This window comes from Bacteroides caecigallinarum, assembly GCF_021530995.1.
In the GTDB taxonomy this organism is placed as follows: domain Bacteria; phylum Bacteroidota; class Bacteroidia; order Bacteroidales; family Bacteroidaceae; genus Phocaeicola; species Phocaeicola faecigallinarum.
Genome location: NZ_JADYTF010000025.1, coordinates 1 through 16,354, shown reverse-complemented (window position 1 = coordinate 16,354; position 16,354 = coordinate 1). Strand labels below are relative to the sequence as shown.

Sequence of the window (16,354 nt, the reverse complement as noted above, 5' to 3'; positions counted from 1 at the left end):
AATGATAAATATGAATTTAAGAAAAGTATTATTTGTATCGTCAATAATAGGAAATGCTGCCTGCTTCGTACAGGCGGCAACTCCTGTCAGTTTGACGAAAGATACAGAAATAGAGAAGAAGGTTGAAGCTACATTAGCGGGAATGACCTTGGAAGAAAAGGTCGGACAGATGACAGAACTGTCAATAGATGTTCTTGGCAATGTGGTGGGCGGAGAGTTCAAACTGGATAAGGAAAAAGTAAAAAATGCAATTGGAAAGTACAAGGTCGGATCTGTACTGAATGCTCCCGGACCGGTTGCTCAAAGCCGTGAGAAATGGAAAGAAATCATCGGTTATATTCAGGAAGTATCTATGAAGGAAATAGGTATTCCTTGTATTTACGGCTTGGATCAGACTCATGGTACTACTTATACCCTTGGTGGAACGCTTTTCCCGCAGAATATCAATCTTGGTGCATCCTTTAATCCTGAACTGACATACGAGTCGGCCGTTATAACTGCATACGAGACACGAGCAAGCAACTGTCCTTGGACTTATTCACCAACGGTGGATATGGCAAGAGATCCTCGCTGGTCGCGTGTTTGGGAAAATTATGGGGAGGACTGTCTGGTTAATGCCATAATGGGCAGTGAGGCTGTTCGTGGTTTTCAGGGAGATGACCCTAATCATGTTTCAGAAGACCGTGTAGCTGCTTCTGTCAAGCATTACCTTGGTTATAGCATGTCCCGTACTGGTAAAGACCGTACTCCTGCATATATATCAGAATCTGATTTGAGAGAGAAGTGTTTTGCTCCGTTTAAGGCTTGCGTAGAAACTGGTGCGCTGACAATAATGGTAAACAGTGCTTCCATTAATGGTGTGCCTGTGCATGCCAACAGGCAGTTACTCACAGAATGGCTTAAAGAAAATCTGGAATGGGACGGAATGTTGATTACCGACTGGGCGGATATTAATAACCTATATACTCGTGAAAGAATAGCAGCCAACAAAAAGGAAGCTATTGAAATTGCCATCAATGCGGGTATCGATATGGCTATGGAACCTTACGACCTTGATTTCTGTACACTGTTGAAGGAATTGGTAGAAGAGGGAAGAGTGCCGATGAGTCGTGTTGATGATGCCGTACGTCGTATTCTCCGTCTGAAATACCGTTTGGGACTTTTTGAAAAACCTAATACAGACTATAGAGATTATCCTAAATTCGGCAGCAAGGAACATGCCTTAATCGCACTTAAGGCAGCCGAAGAATCGGAAGTGCTACTAAAAAACAGGAACAACATATTACCATTGTCAAAAGGCAAGAAAATTCTTGTAACCGGTCCTAATGCAAATTCAATGAGATGCCTTAACGGCGGATGGAGTTATACATGGCAAGGACATCTTGCCGACCGTTTTGCAGGTGAGTATAATACCATCTACGAAGCTGTAAGCAACAAGTTTGGCGCTGATTTGGTAACCCTAGAACAAGGAGTTACATACGTTGCCGAAGGAGCGTATTACGAAGAAAGCACTCCTGAAATAGAAAAAGCTGTGGCTGCAGCAAAGAATGTAGATGTAATCATCGCATGTATAGGCGAAAATTCATATTGCGAGACTCCTGGAAATCTGGCAGACCTTGCAATCTCTGAAAACCAGCGTAACCTTGTTAAAGCTCTTGCTACGACAGGCAAGCCTATTGTTCTTGTAATAAATGGCGGTCGTCCACGTATTATAAGTGACATTGAACCTTTGGCAGACGGTGTAATCAATATCTTGTTGCCTGGTAATTATGGTGGAGATGCATTGGCAAATATCCTTGCCGGTGATGCAAATCCAAGTGCTAAGATGCCATATACATATCCAAGAAACCAAGCTGAACTTACTACATACGATTATCGTGTAAGCGAGGAAATGGATAAGATGGAAGGTGCATACGATTATGATGCTGTAATTTCTGTTCAATGGCCTTTCGGTTACGGTTTGAGTTATACTACTTTTGATTACAGGAATCTGCGTGTGAACAAAGATACTTTTACTGAAAACGAAAAACTGGAATTTACAATAGACGTTACAAATACTGGAAAGATTGCAGGTAAAGAAGTTGTAATGTTGTTCAGCAGCGATTTGGTAGCATCGCTCACACCAGAGAATCGCAGGCTGCGCGCATTCAAGAAAGTGGAATTACAGCCAGGTGAGACCAAAACTGTAACATTGACTATCAAAGGAAGTGATCTTGCTTTTGTAGGTGCTGACGGAAAATGGATACTTGAGAAAGGTGATTTCCGTATGCAGGTAGGAAATCAAGTCTTGAATATTAAATGTTCTGATACACATAAATGGGAAACTGCTAATATCTGTGTTAATAAATAGCATTGTCTGATTGCTTTTAACGAGCCTGGTCATTTTGAAATGGCCGGGCTTTTTTGTTTGTAAACATTAAATAATTACCTTTGCATTATCATTCAAAACATCACAAAATGCAGCAGGAAGATACATATAAGACCATAGAGGGGATTTCCGAATCAATTTACACAGAAAAGCGAAGCAAATTCATAGCCATTGCTCTTCCGGTCCGTACACTTGGAGAGATAAAGACATACCTTGAGGAGTATCAGAAGAAATATTATGATGCCCGCCACGTGTGTTATGCCTATATGCTTGGGGCAGAGAGAAAGGATTTCCGTGCCAATGATAATGGTGAACCTTCAGGTACTGCAGGACGTCCTATACTCGGTCAGATAAATTCTTTCGGACTTACCGATATTCTTGTTATTGTGGTGAGATATTTCGGAGGAATAAAGTTGGGTACGAGTGGTCTTATTGTCGCATATAAGACTGCTGCCGCTCAGGCTCTTGATGAAGCTGTAGTGATAGAGAAAACTGTTGACGAGGATGTGTCTTTTGCGTTTGAATATCCTTTTATGAACGATGTAATGAGGATTGTGAAGGAAGAGGAGCCGGAGATTCTCGAACAGTCGTATGATATGGATTGTCTGATGAAGCTGAGAATCAGAAAATCTTCGATGCCTAAGTTGAGGGCACGTCTGGAAAAAGTGGAGACATTGCGTTTTATTGATGAAAATATAGATACAGAGGTTTAATAATTTATAATTACAATAAATCTGCGTTTAGTATTTGTAAACTAATTTTAAAATACTATCTTTGTGTCAAACAGATAATCAATCGACTATGAAAGCGTTTGTAATTTCTTTACTTCTTGTTTTTCTTGTTTCCGGATGCGAAATAAGAAAAGGTGAAGGTGTTGTCCCGCTGGAGAAAGTAGAGGAATTGCTTGAAAGTATCACAATTACAGAACTGTTTCAGGAAAAGCCGATAACGGCTGAAGACATAAAAATCACCAAAGAACTTTTATTCGATAAATATACTCTTGAAGATGTATATCCTTACAAGGACACTGTACGTTCCATAAAGTGGAATGTCATGAAGAAGTGTCTGGCATACGTCGAGAATATGGAACCTGAATCGGGAAAATGGTGTGTCATACAGAACTACAGAAACAGAAACGGTGAAGCACCATTGGTCAGGAGATTTGTCAGGAATGAATACAAGCGTGTATCTGATACTTTGGGAGTGGAAAGATATCAGTCTGTACCTTTGTATCTGTTGTCTGATACCGTTACCCCAGAGCGTTATGGTCGTGACGGCTCTTTAGCTTCTGTTCTTGGAAGAAAAGGTGGATATATACATATACGCCCTGCCACGTTCGATGATGAATGGTATGTTCCAGAGAGATATGTAAAGATGCTTCCCGATTCTACAAACTTCCATCATGTTGTTTTCGTTGACCGTGGGGACCAGAATATAACAACTCTTGAAAGAGTGGCAAAAACAGAATGGAAGGTTAGGAGTATTAATCCTGCCACCACCGGACGTCATTATCCTCCGTATGCTCAGGAAACGCCACTAGGCATGTATCTCATTCAGGAAAGAAAGCAGAAGATGATTTTCCTGAAGGACGGTTCGAGTGCTGTAGGCGGATATGCACCGTATGCAAGTCGTTTCACTAATGGTGCATATATCCATGGAGTGCCTGTAAATGTTCCTGACACAAAAATGATAGAATACAGCTGGAGTTTGGGTACCACTCCACGTTCACACATGTGTGTACGTAATGCCACTTCGCACGCCAAATTCGTTTACGATTGGGCTCCGGTGCAGGAAAGTCTGGTTGTAGTCATTGAATGAACTCCGGTATAACATTTCATTGAGTTTTTTAACCTTCTGATTTTCAGAGATATTAATATAATGCATTATCTTTGCGCCTGAGTTTTTCATAGTTTTTGATAATGCGCAATATATTAATATCTATATTTCTTGTTTGTTCCGGCTTTGTAGTTCCTGCCATGGCACCGTCTTTTGCCATTGGCATGCTGGTACATTCTCCTTCAGAGGTTGACGAATGTGCCAATCTTTATGCGTCTATGCAGCTTGAGGGAATTGTCAATTATAAGGCTTTTCGCCAGGCCGTAGAAGGATACAGGAAAATCGAAAACCGTCATCGTGATATTCTCACACTTATAGATTTCTCCAAACCGTCGACAGAGAAGCGTCTCTATGTGTTCGATATGAAGAACCGCAAGATGCTTTTCAACTCTCTTGTATCGCATGGCAGAAACAGCGGCGAAAACTATGCTACATCATTCTCAAACGAATATGGTTCTTATAAAAGCTCTTTAGGATTCTATCTTACTGAGACTACCTATAACGGAGGTAACGGGTATTCGCTTATCCTTAATGGACTGGAAAAGGGGATAAACGATAAGGCTAAGGAACGTGCCATAGTGGTGCATGGAGCATCGTATGCCAATCCTTCAGTGATAAAAGGCGGTGGTCGTCTGGGTAGAAGTCTTGGATGTCCTGCACTTCCTCAAAAGATTTCCAAACCAATTATTGATGCAATAAAGGGTGGAAGCGTGATGTACATTTATGCCGAAAAACCTGAATACTTCGCACAGAGTGAGATTCTGTCTGATGTGACTGACGGAAAGAAATCATGATTTTCCCATTATAATCGTAAATACTGTTCCGTAGCCGACTTTTGATTCTACATTAATAAATCCGTCGTGCAGGGTAATTATCTGTTTGCAGAGACTCAAACCTATACCTGAACCGTTTGGCTTGGTTGTGAAGAACGGAACGAAGATTCTTTCCTTCACTTCAGGTATGATTCCCTCGCCGTTATCGGAAATAGTGAATTTTATAGAGTCATTTTTGTGGTATACGACTGATACTTCTATTCTAGGATTCTCCGCATTCCTGCATGCTTCAGTAGCATTTTTTATAATGTTCAGGAATACCTGTTCCAATTGTGCCCTGTCGGCTGATAGAGTCATATCATTGTCTTCAATACTAAAATGTATGTAGTCAGTGGCAGTAAGTCCTTCGATATCCTTCAAAAAGTCATAAACTTTTATTTCGCTTTTTACTGGTGCAGATATTCGTGTAAGTTTCCTGTAGTTGTCAACAAACTCCATCAGTCCCTTACAGCGACGGTTTATTATTCCCAGTCCCTGAGAAATGTTTCTCTGAGTACTTTCGTTTATTGGGAATTCTGCGCTTCTTTCTTGCAAGGTGTCCGACAATGAAATGATAGGCGTGATGGAATTCATAATCTCATGCGTCAGTACCCTGATGAGTTTTTGCCATGCCTCCATTTCGTTCTTTTCCAGTGCAGAATGGATATTGCTCATGCTCACGATGAATTGTTCCCGTCCGTGAACGGAAATCCTGGTACATGAAACAGATAAATCGAGTGTTGATTCCTGTTTCTTTCTGTGTACTATCTTTTCCTTATTGTTCAGTGCATCCTGAATGTCTTCCGGCAGTTTGAATACCTCCGGCCCTAAGATACTTTTTGCTGATTTGTTCATCCATATAATTCTTCCGTCCTTATATGTAGAGATTACGGCGGTATCTACACTGTTCATCAGGTTCTTGTAGTACTGGTATTTCGTCTCGTCTTCCATGGCAGAGCTTTTCAGGTCCTTTATGATGAATGTCAGAGTCTCTGCCAGTTCGGATATCTTCCTGTCCTTGAAAGGGGGAGTTATTATACTGCTTGTGTCTTTCGATTTCAGGCATTCTATGGCTTTCTTTATCATCTTTGTCTGTTTGTTCTGCAGCCGGTATATGTTTATTATTACGAGCAGACATAGAACAGAACAAAGCAGACAGGAGAAAACGAGTTTAGTATGCATACAGTAAACCGTTCCTGCCATACACAAAAACAGCGCGACCGTATTTGTCAATATGTAGATATTGAATCTTCCCATACCTGATGAATTAGAGTTGTAGTTTGTCTATTTTTCTGTAAAGTGCGAATCTGCTTATACCTAAAAGCTCGGCAGCCATAGTGTAATTCCCGTTCGTTACCTTTATGGCTTTTTCTATCGCCTTTCTTTCCAAAGCCTCTAGGTTCAGTTCCTCGTCCGGCAGGCTTTTCTGTTCCTTGGCGTTATGTGCGAAAATAAAGTCGTCGGTACGCAGCGAACTGTTGTCGCTCAATATCACAGCCCTTTCTATTACGTGCTGAAGTTCTCTCACATTTCCCGGCCATGAATATTTCATGAGTTTGTTTTTTGCATCCCTGTTGATGCTGGAGATTTCTTTTCTGTACTTCCTGTTGTATATCTTCAGGAAATGCTCTGCCAGCAGTATGATGTCGTTTCCTCTTTCCCTGAGTGGCGGAATGTGCAGTTCTATGGTATTTATGCGGTAGAGGAGGTCCTGGCGGAACTTCCCTTCATCTATCATGTCTTGAAGGTTTGAGTTGGTGGCAGATATCAGACGTATGTCTATCGGTGTATGTTCCACTCCTCCAAGCCTTGTGATATACCTTTTCTCTAATGCTGTGAGTAGTTTTGCCTGCATAGGCAATGACAGGTTTCCTATCTCATCAAGAAACAGTGTACCCCCCGATGCCATCTCCATTCTTCCCGGTTTTGACTTTCTTGCGTCTGTAAACGCACCTTTTTCATATCCGAAAAGCTCACTCTCGAACAACTGTTCGGGTATGCTCCCAAGGTCTATGGTGATAAAACTTTCTCCGGCACGTGGAGAAAGGCTCTTCACCATGCGTGCCACCATGTCCTTACCCGTACCGTTCTCGCCTAATATCAGGATGTTGGCATCCGTCTCAGACAGTCTGTATATCGTGTCCTTCAGCTTCCTTACGGCCGGAGATTCTCCTATGAAATCCGATATCGGCGATTCGTTCCCCATAGCCGATACCTGTTCGCGCAATCTGTTGATTTCCTTGTTCGATTTGCTTAGTTTGATTGCAGACGACAGTGTGGCAAGCAGTTTCTCCTTTTCCCAAGGCTTTGAGATGAAATCTGTAGCACCAGCCTTTATAGCCCTTACAGCCTTTTCTGTGTCGGCGTATGCTGTCATGAATACCACAACAGCCTTAGGGTCAATGCTCAATATTTGTTCCAGATATTCAAACCCCTCATTACCGCTTATTGCGTCGCGGCAGAAATTCATATCCAGAAGTATCACGTCCGGATTGAAAGTTTCCATGAAGTGCTTTATCCTCGAGGGCTGGGTAGTCACTTTGATTTTTTCCATATATGGCTCCAGCAGTAGGTTTAATGCAAACAGCACATCTTCATTGTCGTCTATAATAAGTATTTTTCCTTTGTCTTCCATGTCGCACAAGTTTTTGCAAATATAATACTTTAAACGATGTGTTGTATGTGCGTTATCGCACGTTTTTTGTGCGTATACGCACGATATAGCAAATGATTTGTTTCTTCTAAATATCTGAATAATAATGATATAGCATAATGGCATAGTTTTTGATTTAAATATACTGGATAAATTATTTTCATTTAACTTCATCGACTTACAGTTGCCATGAAACGAATAAGAATATTTCTGACTTTAATTTTAACAGTTTATACCGGAGGCATTGCCTATGCAGGTGATACAAACAGAAAACTTACGCTCACTCTTGAGGATGCCATATCGATGGCACACGATAATTCGCCGGAGGTGCAGGCAGCAAGGCATACATACCGTGCAGCCTATTGGAATTACCGTTCTTTCCGTGCCAACTATCTGCCGTCGGTAAGTCTGATTTCCAATCCATACCTTAACCGGCAGATTAACAAGATTACCCAGCCGGACGGTACTGAACAGTTCATCCGTCAGAATAAGTTGAGTACCGACCTGGGATTGCAGATTAGCCAGAATGTATCTTTCACGGGTGGTAACTTTTTCGTACAGACCTCTACACAGAGGATTGATGAGTTTGGAAGCAATGGCAGGGCATATAACACCCAACCGATTTCTGTTGGTTACAGCCAGTCGCTCTTCGGATATAACTATCTGAAATGGGACAAGCGTATTGAGCCGGTAAGATACCGTGAGGCATGCAAGACTTATGCGGAGACCATGGAACTTATCGCATCAAGAACCTCTCAGCTTTTCTATGCCCTTGCCTCGGCACAGACCAATCTTAATATAGCACGTTCCAACTATGCTTCTGCCGATACATTGTACAGATATGCGCGCGGAAGATATAACATAGGCAGTATCACCGAAAATGAGATGCTCCAACTGGAAGTGAACAAACTGAATGAGGAAACAAACATGATGAATGCCGGAATAGAGGTTGAAGATGCCATGCTTACTCTGCGTTCTTTTCTCGGAATAAATGATGATGCGGAAATAGAAGTAATTCCTGCAGACAGCATATACTATTTTAATGTACCGCTTGATGAGGCTCTCAGACAGGCGTACGAAAACAGTCCGGATATCGACCTGTATAAAAGGCAGAAACTCGAAAGCCGCAGTCAGCTGGCATCAGCTAAGGCGTCAAGAGGCTTGAAGGCCGATCTGTATCTGCAGTTCGGTCTGTCGCAGACGGCAGATATTTTTAAGGATTCGTACAGCAATCCGCTCGACCAGCAGTATGTGAGTCTTTCTATAGCAATACCTATACTGGATTGGGGACGAGGCAAGGGAAAAGTGAAAGTGGCAAAATCGAATGTAGAACTGGTGGAGACACAGGTGGCCCAGGCCATGACTGACTTCGAACTGAATGTCAGGAAAATGGTACGCCAGTTCAATCTTCAGTCGCAGCAGGTAAGTGTCGCACGAAAAACGGAACGCACTGCCACGAAGCGTTACGAAGTGGCTCTCAAACTTTATCTTATGGGTAAATCATCTATACTGGATTTAAATGCGGCGACAACAGAAAAAGACTCTGCACTCCGGAACTACATATCAGCCATGCAGACATACTGGACTCTATATTACGGGCTGCGCAGTATAACACAGTATGATTTTATGAATAAATGTCCGATATGGCATAATCTTGAATTCTGACAATAAAAATACATTACACTTATGGATATAAAATTAAAGAAGAAACCCTGGTACATACGCTACAAGTACAGGATAGCAGGCGGGGCAGTAATCCTTGCCGGGATAGTTTATGTGATAGTTCTTGCGTCCGGTCCCCGCCGGTTGCGGATAGACATCGACAAGATACAGACGTCGGAAGTCACGGACTCGGATTTCATGGAGTACGTTGACGTAGAAGGTATAGTACAGCCCATTATGACCATTATGGTGAATGCACGCGAAGCCGGGAATGTGAACAGCATCGTAGCCGAAGATGGAAGACTGATGAAGAAAGGAGATACGATATTGACACTCTCCAATCCGAATCTGATGAGAGATATCGACGACCAGCGCGACGATTGGGAAAAACAGATGATAACTTACCGCGAGAAAGAGCTTGAGATGGAGCAGAAAACTCTAGTCCTAAAGCAGCAGACACTTGAAGCCGAATACGAACTGAATAAAATCAGGAAGAGTTTTGCCCTCGAAAAAGAAGAATACGAAATGGGAATACGCAGTAAGGCACAGCTTGAAGTGTCGCGCGATGAGTATGAGTATAAGACAGAGTCCACACGCCTGAAGTTGCGCAGTCTTCGCAGCGATTCTGCCATGACTGTTATCCGAAAAGAACTTCTGAAGAATGACCATGACAGGGAACAGAAGAAACTCCAGCGCAGCCTTGAAAGAATGAATGACCTGGTAGTGCGGGCACCGGTGGACGGGCAATTGAGTTTTGTGAAAGTAACTCTCGGTCAGCAGGTAGGAGCGGGCGAGAACATTGGCGAGGTAAAAGTCCTTGACCAGTTTAAGGTACACACTTCGCTAAGCGAGTATTATATCGACAGGATAACAACCGGACTACCGGCAACAGTCTCTAATCAGGGAGAGAAATATCCTTTGAAAGTCACCAAGGTTGTTCCCGAAGTGAAGGACCGCATGTTCGATGTCGATCTGGTCTTTACAGGAGATATGCCGGATAATGTCCGTCTGGGTAAAAGCTTCAGAGTACAGATAGAGTTGGGACAGCCGGAGCAGGCAGTTGTTATTTCGCGCGGTAATTTCTACCAGCATACAGGCGGCAGGTGGATATATAAGCTCAGTGAAGACAAGACACGGGCATATAAAGTGCCAATAACCATTGGCCGTCAGAATCCGCGTCAATATGAAATTACCGAAGGTTTGCAGCCCGGTGATTGTGTGATTACGTCAGGATATGATAACTTTGGCGATGCGGAGGAATTGGTGTTTTAGTTAAAACTACAAAGCGTCTCGGTATTATTTATTTGTAAAAGGAATTTGAAGTATGAAAACTATAATTTATGCATGGCGTTTTCTTGTACGCCTTAAATCTTACACAATAATAAATCTTATAGGTCTGTCGTTAAGTCTGGCGTGTTGTATCATATTGCTCCGTTACATAAACAGTGAATTGTCTGTTGACGATAACTGTGTTGACAAGGACTCTGTTTACGGAGTAAAATTTGTGTTAGATGGAGTAACTCATGGATAATCTATTGCGGAGTTGGATGGGCTTGACAGTATGTACGTAGATAAAAGATATATCAGCGGACGTGCCCAACTCACTTAAGAGATATTTACTGGGAGCAAGCTATAGTTTATAACACAGCTCACGGAATGGGCAACAGTGGAAACAAGTTACAACTGTACGTATTTGCCGGAATGTGTATTATGATATTCTTGGCAGGGGTAATTAACTTCGTAAATCTCTATATGGTAGTCATGTCGAAGCGTGGCCGTTTCCATACGTTGCGTAAAGTGTTCGGAGCAGAATGCCGATACTTTCATTGCGCACATTGGGAAATACGTTTACGGGCTCAATGAATTCACGTATGACATTCCTTTTTGTGCAGTATCTGCTCACATTCATACTTATAATGTTGGCATTCTACTTCAACAGCCAGCTCCGCTTTATGCTGAATACCCCTCCCGGATTCGAGACAAAAGATATAATCCATGCTGAACTTGTTTACGAGTCGAGAGACTATAATTATTATACACCGGAAAAGATAAAGTTGCGCCAGCAGCGCGTTAAGGCGATAGACAAAGCCCTGGATATGTCTGCTTACCCAGTCGGCAATGAAAGCTTTCGGATACACTTCGATTGACGGAGCTACTGTATATTGTAAGCTCATTAATGACACGCCTATCCCTGTTGTCGGTGTAGTAAATGATTATTATTCTGGGCATATAAGCAGTGGACCGTCACTGACAGTGTTTATAATATCAGATAAAAATCGTGGCGACAGATATGGAACAGAACCCACAAAGCAGCCGTCAGCAAACAAGTAACGATGAAACGCAACCCGTTTGAAATGAGCGGTTTTTCATTATTCTGCCAAATGCCGGAAACGCAACGGAGTGCGGAATATTGAGCCATTTCAGTTACCAAGCCGTTAGCCGTCAGTTACCGAAGCAAGGATAGGTAACGTGCAGAAACTGAAATTGTTGTAAGTATGTGTCGATTGCGCTGATACGCACCATTCTGCAAATCAATGGACGCTTACTCATAAGTTAATTTTGCAACAAAAACAGTAAGCGTATGAAGATTGAAAAATTCAAGGTGCTGCTCTACCTGAAAAAGAGCGGAACGGACAAGTCGGGCAAAGCCCCGATAATGGGAAGGATAACGGTGAACCGCACGATGGCGCAGTTCGGATGCAAGCTGTCGTGCAGGCCGGATTTGTGGAACGCGCGAGAAAGCCGTCTGGACGGCAAGAGCCGCGAGGCGGTGGAAACCAACGCGAAACTGGACAAGCTGCAGCTTGCGGTCAATGCGGCGTTCGACACGCTGGTGGAGCGCGGACAGGACTTTGGCGCCACGGCGGTCAAGGAATTGTTTCAAGGCAGCATGGAAACGCAGATGACTCTGCTGAGGATGACCGATCGCATCTGCGAGGACTTGAAGGCGCGTATCGGGATAGACCGTGCCAAAGGTACTTACCCCGGCTATTACTACATGAGAAAGACGTTGGGCGAGTTCATCCCGTGGCAGTTCAAGACGAAGGACATCGCTTTCGGGCAGCTTACTGAACAGTTCATCCACGATTACCAGAACTATGTGATGGACGTGAAAGGCTTGGCGGTGGACACGGTGCGCCATTACCTCGCCATCCTGAAAAAGGTATGCCGCATAGCCTACAAGGAGGGATATGCGGAAAGATGCCATTTCGCCAATTTCACTCTGCCTCAAAAGACAGAGCGGACACCGAGGGCGTTGAGCCGAGAGGACTTCGAGAAAATCCGTGATGTGGAGATACCCGCATGGCGCACCACACATATACTCGTCCGCGACCTTTTCCTGTTTGGCTGCTATACGGGAACCGCCTATGCGGATGTGGTGAGCGTCACCCGTGAGAACCTCTACACGGACGACGAGGGAAGCCTCTGGCTGAAATACCGCCGCAAGAAGAACGAGCTTCGGGCAAGCGTGAAGTTGCTGCCCGAAGCACTCGCCCTGATAGAGAAATACCATGATGACAACCGCCCGACGCTGTTCCCGATGATATACCATCCGAACCTTCGTCGACACATGAAATCGCTCGCCGTTCTTGCCGGAGTAAGCGGACGCTTGTGCTACCATCAGGCACGTCACTCGTTCGCCTCGCTGATTACACTGGAGGCCGGAGTGCCGATTAAAACCATCAGCCGGATGCTGGGACATTCCGACATCCAGACCACGCAGGTCTATGCGGAAGTAACTGACAAGAAGATTTCAAAGGACATGGACAACCTGATGGCTTTCAGACGCGCCTATGGAACAGGTGCGTCAAGGGAAAAGAAAACAAAGGACACCTTAACGAACAAGGAGGAATGATTATGGAGCGTGGAATAATCACAATCAGCGAGACCGGGACGGTCGCCATGCCTGCTGCTCCCGTATGGATGACGCAGCAGGAGATTGCCGATGCGTTCAATGTGTTCAGCTGCGACATCCGCAGGGCTATACGGGTTATCTACAAGAACAAGGAACTGTTGGAAAGCGACACCATGCACTACATCAGACAAAGCAACGGGATAAGCTATGACGTGTACAGCCTTGAAATGGTGGTAGCCGTCGCTTTCAAGCTGCGGACAAAGGAATGTAAGGCTTTCAGACGGTTCGTTATGGGCAGACTGAACGCTAACAACAGACCGATTAACCTTTTCTTTTCGCTCTCCCCATATAATGGCCGGAGAGTGAGCAATTAGAAAAGGTGAAAAAGAGCCGGCAACGGACGGGAAAAACAAATCCCCCGTTGTCGGCTTCTTTCTTATAGGATGGCAGATTATGTGCCGATACGCCTGAACGCCTCCCTGTAATTGGCGGAAAGCATCCTTTCAATGTCTGATTCTTTGTACAGGATTTTGCCGCCCAATTGGTAATAGGACACCACCCCGTTGTTTCGGTAGTCCTGCAAGGTACGGCGGCTCACTTTCAGCCTTGCCGACACCTCCCTGTCCGTCAGGAAGCGTTCGCCGCCCAATGTCGGACGGCTGTTTGCCACAAAGTTCTCGATGCCGTCCAGCAGACGGTCAAGCGTGTCGCCGAATTGGGCGACCAGCGCATGGTTCTTGGTTATCATTTCACTCATTGTCACGTTGGATTTAGTGGTAATACAATAATAATCAGACGGCTCTGTCCGTCCGTTTGCCCTCAATTAGTTTTACGATGCTCAGCACATCCTCCGGCTTGTAAAACACCTTGTGGTTAATCTGTGAATAGGCCAGCGTGCCGTTGTCGCGTAGAGTCTGCAACGTGCGCGGACTGATATTCAACTGCTGGCAGACTTCCTGGTTGTCCATCCAGCGGTTTAATGACTTGCCGTCCTGCTTGGCAAGGAGGGCATCCACACGTTCCGCGAAACGGCTGAACTTCGCCGCCATTTCCTCGAACGCCTCTTTCTGAATAATCAAAATTTCCATTGTCGATACTGCTTTTAATGTTGATACTTGTTTTTTGCCTGCAAAGTAAAGCGGTATTCTCCGTAATGAGATGGATATGCGATTAGGTGGCAGCTTGTGGCATTTTGCTGTCCCAATCCTTCATGCTCTTTTGCATGGCAACGCAAAGTAAAGACAAGGTTGGCAAAAGTCAATCACCTTGTGTCAGCGTGGAAGCATTTGGCACCGGTATGGAAGTCTGTGGCGTTATTCAAAAAAGGACAGTGCAGGAGATGGTGAGCAAGACATGGAAGAAGGAGGACGAACTGAAACAGTTGAAATCCGAGCTTGCCACCCTCGACCGCAAGATACAATTGGAACTGGCTCCCAAACATGAGGAAACGCCAAGTCAAGGGCAGGAACAAGGTGGCGGTCAGGATTTACCGAAAGCGGAGAACGTACCGAAGCCGGACGATGCAGCCCGTGACTACATCCGTGACCATATTATAATAGGCAGGCCGGGCATTTCCGAACGAAGGGAGGGCCACAGTATGAAAATGTAACACAGGGCGGTGCCGGGGCATTTGTTCCGGTGCCGCCTTTCATCTATGGAGACACAAGGGATAAAAGACGGGATTAGACAGCTGTAAAATGCCTTTCCCGAGGGCTTTTCTCCATCCCAGCCAGTTTTGAAGAATTTTCGATTAAATTCTTTTCATATTTTCTTCAGTATCAGAATTTTTTTGTACTTTTGGGGCGAATATGGGTAATAGCACCAATCAAATAAAGTTGAAACAGAACGAAAAGATTGACAATGAGAGCAGAACTACATACATGGAATAGGCTTTCCTGCCCGTCCGGGTCAGGAAACTTTTTTATATGGCTCTTTTCATGTCTTTCTTTAATGGATTTAATCATTTTTAATACAAGAAATTTGTATATTCGCAAGGGATTATTACCCCCCCCGAAATTCGTTATGTATCAATAAGTTACGCAGAAGCGTTACATCGTTGTGCCAGGCGGCATACGAAGCATTTTTTGTGCTCGTATGCCGCTTGTGCTGTTTCTATGTCTCGACAATACCACATACAAATCAGTAACCCATCAAAAACGTGGATAATACAATGAATATAATAAAGAAAACGATAACAGGCTTGATGCTCTTGTTTGTACTTCTGCCCCTTGCGGCGCAGGAGAAGCCCGATACGGTCTATACATTCCGCTTCGTCACCGATAAAGACATGTTCTATGTGCCTTTCAGCGGCAATGACAAGGAACTGGCCCGGTTGGAGGAATGCGTGGAGCGATACAGGCAGCACATCCTTGCCGGGAAAATCCCACTCCATGTGTACGGCTGGTGCATCGCCGGAGAGAGTGAGGCCGACAACCTTGCGATGGCGAAAGTCCGCTCCAACCGCGTGAAGTCGGAACTCATCATCCGGCAGGAACTGACCGAAGCGTGCTTCGTCACGAAGAACCACTCCGGGAGCGGTGACTACGTGACGGTACGCATCAGCGTGCCGAAAGTGGCGACTGCGGCACAGAAGGACGAAAGACAGCAGGCCGGACAGGAAAATGCCGATACACAGCAGCCGATGGAAGAGCAGCGCGAAACGGAAGAATCACGCTTTGTCGCCGAACAGATAAGGGCGGACAGCATGGTCGTGGTACATCCCGAAGCCTATGTTCCGGCGGAAACCACCGGGACGGCTGCGGAAGAAACCTCCGGCACAGACAGCTACACGCTCTCCCTGCGTGCCAACCTGCTGCGCTGGGCGACGCTCACGCCCGACCTAGGCCTGGAGTGGCGCATCAGTCCGTCATGGGGAATCCTCGTGAACGGCTCGTGGACCTCGTGGTCGTGGAACGACAAGAACCGCCGCTACGCCCTCTGGGAGGTCATGCCGGAAGTGCGCTGGTATATGGGCAAGGAGAAGCGCGGCTACCTCGGTGCGATGTACAAGGCCGGGCAGTTCAACTACAAGTTCTCCGCAACCGGCAAGCAGGGCGACCTGATGGGCGGCGGCATCACCGGCGGCTACCAGCTGCGCCTGAATGACGCCCTGTCGCTCGACTTCAGCGTGGCCGTGGGCTGCCTGCACGCGGATTATGAGAAATACA

General features: G+C 45.0%; 17 protein-coding genes. 13 read left to right on the top strand and 4 right to left on the bottom strand.

Translation table 11 applies throughout. From position 1 onward, the window contains the following. The first annotated feature begins 10 nt into the window (after window positions 1-10). The 4 genes from I6E24_RS05485 (at window position 11) to I6E24_RS05470 (ending at window position 4,998) form a co-directional block, all read left to right on the top strand. Window positions 11-2,350 carry a glycoside hydrolase family 3 N-terminal domain-containing protein gene (locus tag I6E24_RS05485; RefSeq protein ID WP_235326906.1) on the top strand — a complete coding sequence of 780 codons (2,340 nt, stop codon included), beginning with the start codon at window positions 11-13 and terminating at the stop codon, window positions 2,348-2,350. 107 nt (window positions 2,351-2,457) lie between these two features. Further along, window positions 2,458-3,081: an IMPACT family protein gene (locus I6E24_RS05480; RefSeq protein ID WP_235326905.1), complete on the top strand. Its 624-nt coding sequence runs from the start codon at window positions 2,458-2,460 to the stop codon at window positions 3,079-3,081. An 88-nt stretch (window positions 3,082-3,169) separates the two neighbouring features. After that, complete coding sequence (locus tag I6E24_RS05475) at window positions 3,170-4,186, top strand: L,D-transpeptidase (RefSeq protein WP_235326903.1); 1,017 nt, start codon at window positions 3,170-3,172, stop codon at window positions 4,184-4,186. Window positions 4,187-4,368: 182 nt separating this feature from the next. Then, window positions 4,369-4,998, top strand: a complete 630-nt coding sequence (locus I6E24_RS05470) for a murein L,D-transpeptidase catalytic domain family protein (RefSeq protein WP_235326926.1) — start codon at window positions 4,369-4,371, stop codon at window positions 4,996-4,998. On the opposite strand, the gene I6E24_RS05465 is transcribed toward I6E24_RS05470, so the two are convergent. After that, window positions 4,993-6,273: a sensor histidine kinase gene (locus I6E24_RS05465; RefSeq protein WP_235326901.1), complete on the bottom strand. Its 1,281-nt coding sequence runs from the start codon at window positions 6,271-6,273 to the stop codon at window positions 4,993-4,995. The two genes, I6E24_RS05470 and I6E24_RS05465, sit on opposite strands and share 6 nt — an antisense overlap. Before the next feature lie 10 nt (window positions 6,274-6,283). After that, entirely contained in the window at window positions 6,284-7,651 is a 1,368-nt protein-coding gene (locus tag I6E24_RS05460) for a sigma-54-dependent transcriptional regulator (RefSeq protein WP_235326899.1), read from the bottom strand. Between the two features lie 207 nt (window positions 7,652-7,858). Between I6E24_RS05460 and I6E24_RS05455 the strand changes: the two genes are divergently transcribed. From I6E24_RS05455 to I6E24_RS05425, 7 genes are all read left to right on the top strand, one after another. Continuing rightward, window positions 7,859-9,334 carry a TolC family protein gene (locus tag I6E24_RS05455; RefSeq protein ID WP_235326897.1) on the top strand — a complete coding sequence of 492 codons (1,476 nt, stop codon included), beginning with the start codon at window positions 7,859-7,861 and terminating at the stop codon, window positions 9,332-9,334. Between the two features lie 21 nt (window positions 9,335-9,355). Next, window positions 9,356-10,603, top strand: coding sequence for an efflux RND transporter periplasmic adaptor subunit (locus I6E24_RS05450; protein ID WP_235326895.1), 1,248 nt, complete (start codon window positions 9,356-9,358; stop codon window positions 10,601-10,603). Window positions 10,604-10,655: 52 nt separating this feature from the next. Continuing rightward, window positions 10,656-10,862: a hypothetical protein gene (locus I6E24_RS05445; RefSeq protein ID WP_235326893.1), complete on the top strand. Its 207-nt coding sequence runs from the start codon at window positions 10,656-10,658 to the stop codon at window positions 10,860-10,862. Between the two features lie 280 nt (window positions 10,863-11,142). Continuing rightward, the gene (locus I6E24_RS05440) at window positions 11,143-11,478 is read left to right on the top strand and encodes a hypothetical protein (protein ID WP_235326891.1); all 336 of its coding nucleotides are present in this window, start codon (window positions 11,143-11,145) and stop codon (window positions 11,476-11,478) included. Next, window positions 11,450-11,662 carry a hypothetical protein gene (locus tag I6E24_RS05435; RefSeq protein WP_235326889.1) on the top strand — a complete coding sequence of 71 codons (213 nt, stop codon included), beginning with the start codon at window positions 11,450-11,452 and terminating at the stop codon, window positions 11,660-11,662. The genes I6E24_RS05440 and I6E24_RS05435 overlap by 29 nt, the downstream gene beginning before the upstream one ends. Before the next feature lie 250 nt (window positions 11,663-11,912). After that, entirely contained in the window at window positions 11,913-13,187 is a 1,275-nt protein-coding gene (locus tag I6E24_RS05430) for a site-specific integrase (RefSeq protein WP_235326887.1), read from the top strand. 2 nt (window positions 13,188-13,189) lie between these two features. Next, complete coding sequence (locus I6E24_RS05425; RefSeq protein WP_235326924.1) at window positions 13,190-13,561, top strand: transporter; 372 nt, start codon at window positions 13,190-13,192, stop codon at window positions 13,559-13,561. Between the two features lie 77 nt (window positions 13,562-13,638). Here I6E24_RS05425 and I6E24_RS05420 read toward each other — a convergent pair whose 3' ends face one another. Next, the gene (locus I6E24_RS05420) at window positions 13,639-13,944 is read right to left on the bottom strand and encodes a helix-turn-helix domain-containing protein (protein ID WP_235326885.1); all 306 of its coding nucleotides are present in this window, start codon (window positions 13,942-13,944) and stop codon (window positions 13,639-13,641) included. Between the two features lie 34 nt (window positions 13,945-13,978). Continuing rightward, the gene (locus I6E24_RS05415; protein WP_217770390.1) at window positions 13,979-14,275 is read right to left on the bottom strand and encodes a helix-turn-helix domain-containing protein; all 297 of its coding nucleotides are present in this window, start codon (window positions 14,273-14,275) and stop codon (window positions 13,979-13,981) included. Between the two features lie 134 nt (window positions 14,276-14,409). Here I6E24_RS05415 and I6E24_RS05410 point away from each other — a divergent pair, with 134 nt between their 5' ends. Together I6E24_RS05410 and I6E24_RS05405 are read left to right on the top strand one after the other, a co-directional pair. Continuing rightward, window positions 14,410-14,796: a hypothetical protein gene (locus I6E24_RS05410; RefSeq protein ID WP_394800366.1), complete on the top strand. Its 387-nt coding sequence runs from the start codon at window positions 14,410-14,412 to the stop codon at window positions 14,794-14,796. Between the two features lie 561 nt (window positions 14,797-15,357). After that, a partial coding sequence (locus I6E24_RS05405; RefSeq protein ID WP_235326883.1) for a DUF3575 domain-containing protein occupies window positions 15,358-16,354 on the top strand: 997 nt, incomplete at its 3' end.

Excerpts from the sequence above, each read along its gene's own strand:
- I6E24_RS05450 (WP_235326895.1), top strand. The coding sequence starts at position 9,356 with ATGGATATAAAATTAAAGAAGAAACCCTGGTACATACGCTACAAGTAC.
- I6E24_RS05425 (WP_235326924.1), top strand. The coding sequence starts at position 13,190 with ATGGAGCGTGGAATAATCACAATCAGCGAGACCGGGACGGTCGCCATG.
- I6E24_RS05455 (WP_235326897.1), top strand. The coding sequence starts at position 7,859 with ATGAAACGAATAAGAATATTTCTGACTTTAATTTTAACAGTTTATACC.
- I6E24_RS05480 (WP_235326905.1), top strand. The coding sequence starts at position 2,458 with ATGCAGCAGGAAGATACATATAAGACCATAGAGGGGATTTCCGAATCA.
- I6E24_RS05420 (WP_235326885.1), bottom strand. The coding sequence starts at position 13,944 with ATGAGTGAAATGATAACCAAGAACCATGCGCTGGTCGCCCAATTCGGC.
- I6E24_RS05470 (WP_235326926.1), top strand. The coding sequence starts at position 4,369 with ATGCTGGTACATTCTCCTTCAGAGGTTGACGAATGTGCCAATCTTTAT.
- I6E24_RS05415 (WP_217770390.1), bottom strand. The coding sequence starts at position 14,275 with ATGGAAATTTTGATTATTCAGAAAGAGGCGTTCGAGGAAATGGCGGCG.
- I6E24_RS05440 (WP_235326891.1), top strand. The coding sequence starts at position 11,143 with ATGCCGATACTTTCATTGCGCACATTGGGAAATACGTTTACGGGCTCA.
- I6E24_RS05435 (WP_235326889.1), top strand. The coding sequence starts at position 11,450 with ATGAAAGCTTTCGGATACACTTCGATTGACGGAGCTACTGTATATTGT.
- I6E24_RS05430 (WP_235326887.1), top strand. The coding sequence starts at position 11,913 with ATGAAGATTGAAAAATTCAAGGTGCTGCTCTACCTGAAAAAGAGCGGA.
- I6E24_RS05410 (WP_394800366.1), top strand. The coding sequence starts at position 14,410 with ATGGCAACGCAAAGTAAAGACAAGGTTGGCAAAAGTCAATCACCTTGT.
- I6E24_RS05485 (WP_235326906.1), top strand. The coding sequence starts at position 11 with ATGAATTTAAGAAAAGTATTATTTGTATCGTCAATAATAGGAAATGCT.
- I6E24_RS05445 (WP_235326893.1), top strand. The coding sequence starts at position 10,656 with ATGAAAACTATAATTTATGCATGGCGTTTTCTTGTACGCCTTAAATCT.
- I6E24_RS05460 (WP_235326899.1), bottom strand. The coding sequence starts at position 7,651 with ATGGAAGACAAAGGAAAAATACTTATTATAGACGACAATGAAGATGTG.
- I6E24_RS05475 (WP_235326903.1), top strand. The coding sequence starts at position 3,170 with ATGAAAGCGTTTGTAATTTCTTTACTTCTTGTTTTTCTTGTTTCCGGA.
- I6E24_RS05465 (WP_235326901.1), bottom strand. The coding sequence starts at position 6,273 with ATGGGAAGATTCAATATCTACATATTGACAAATACGGTCGCGCTGTTT.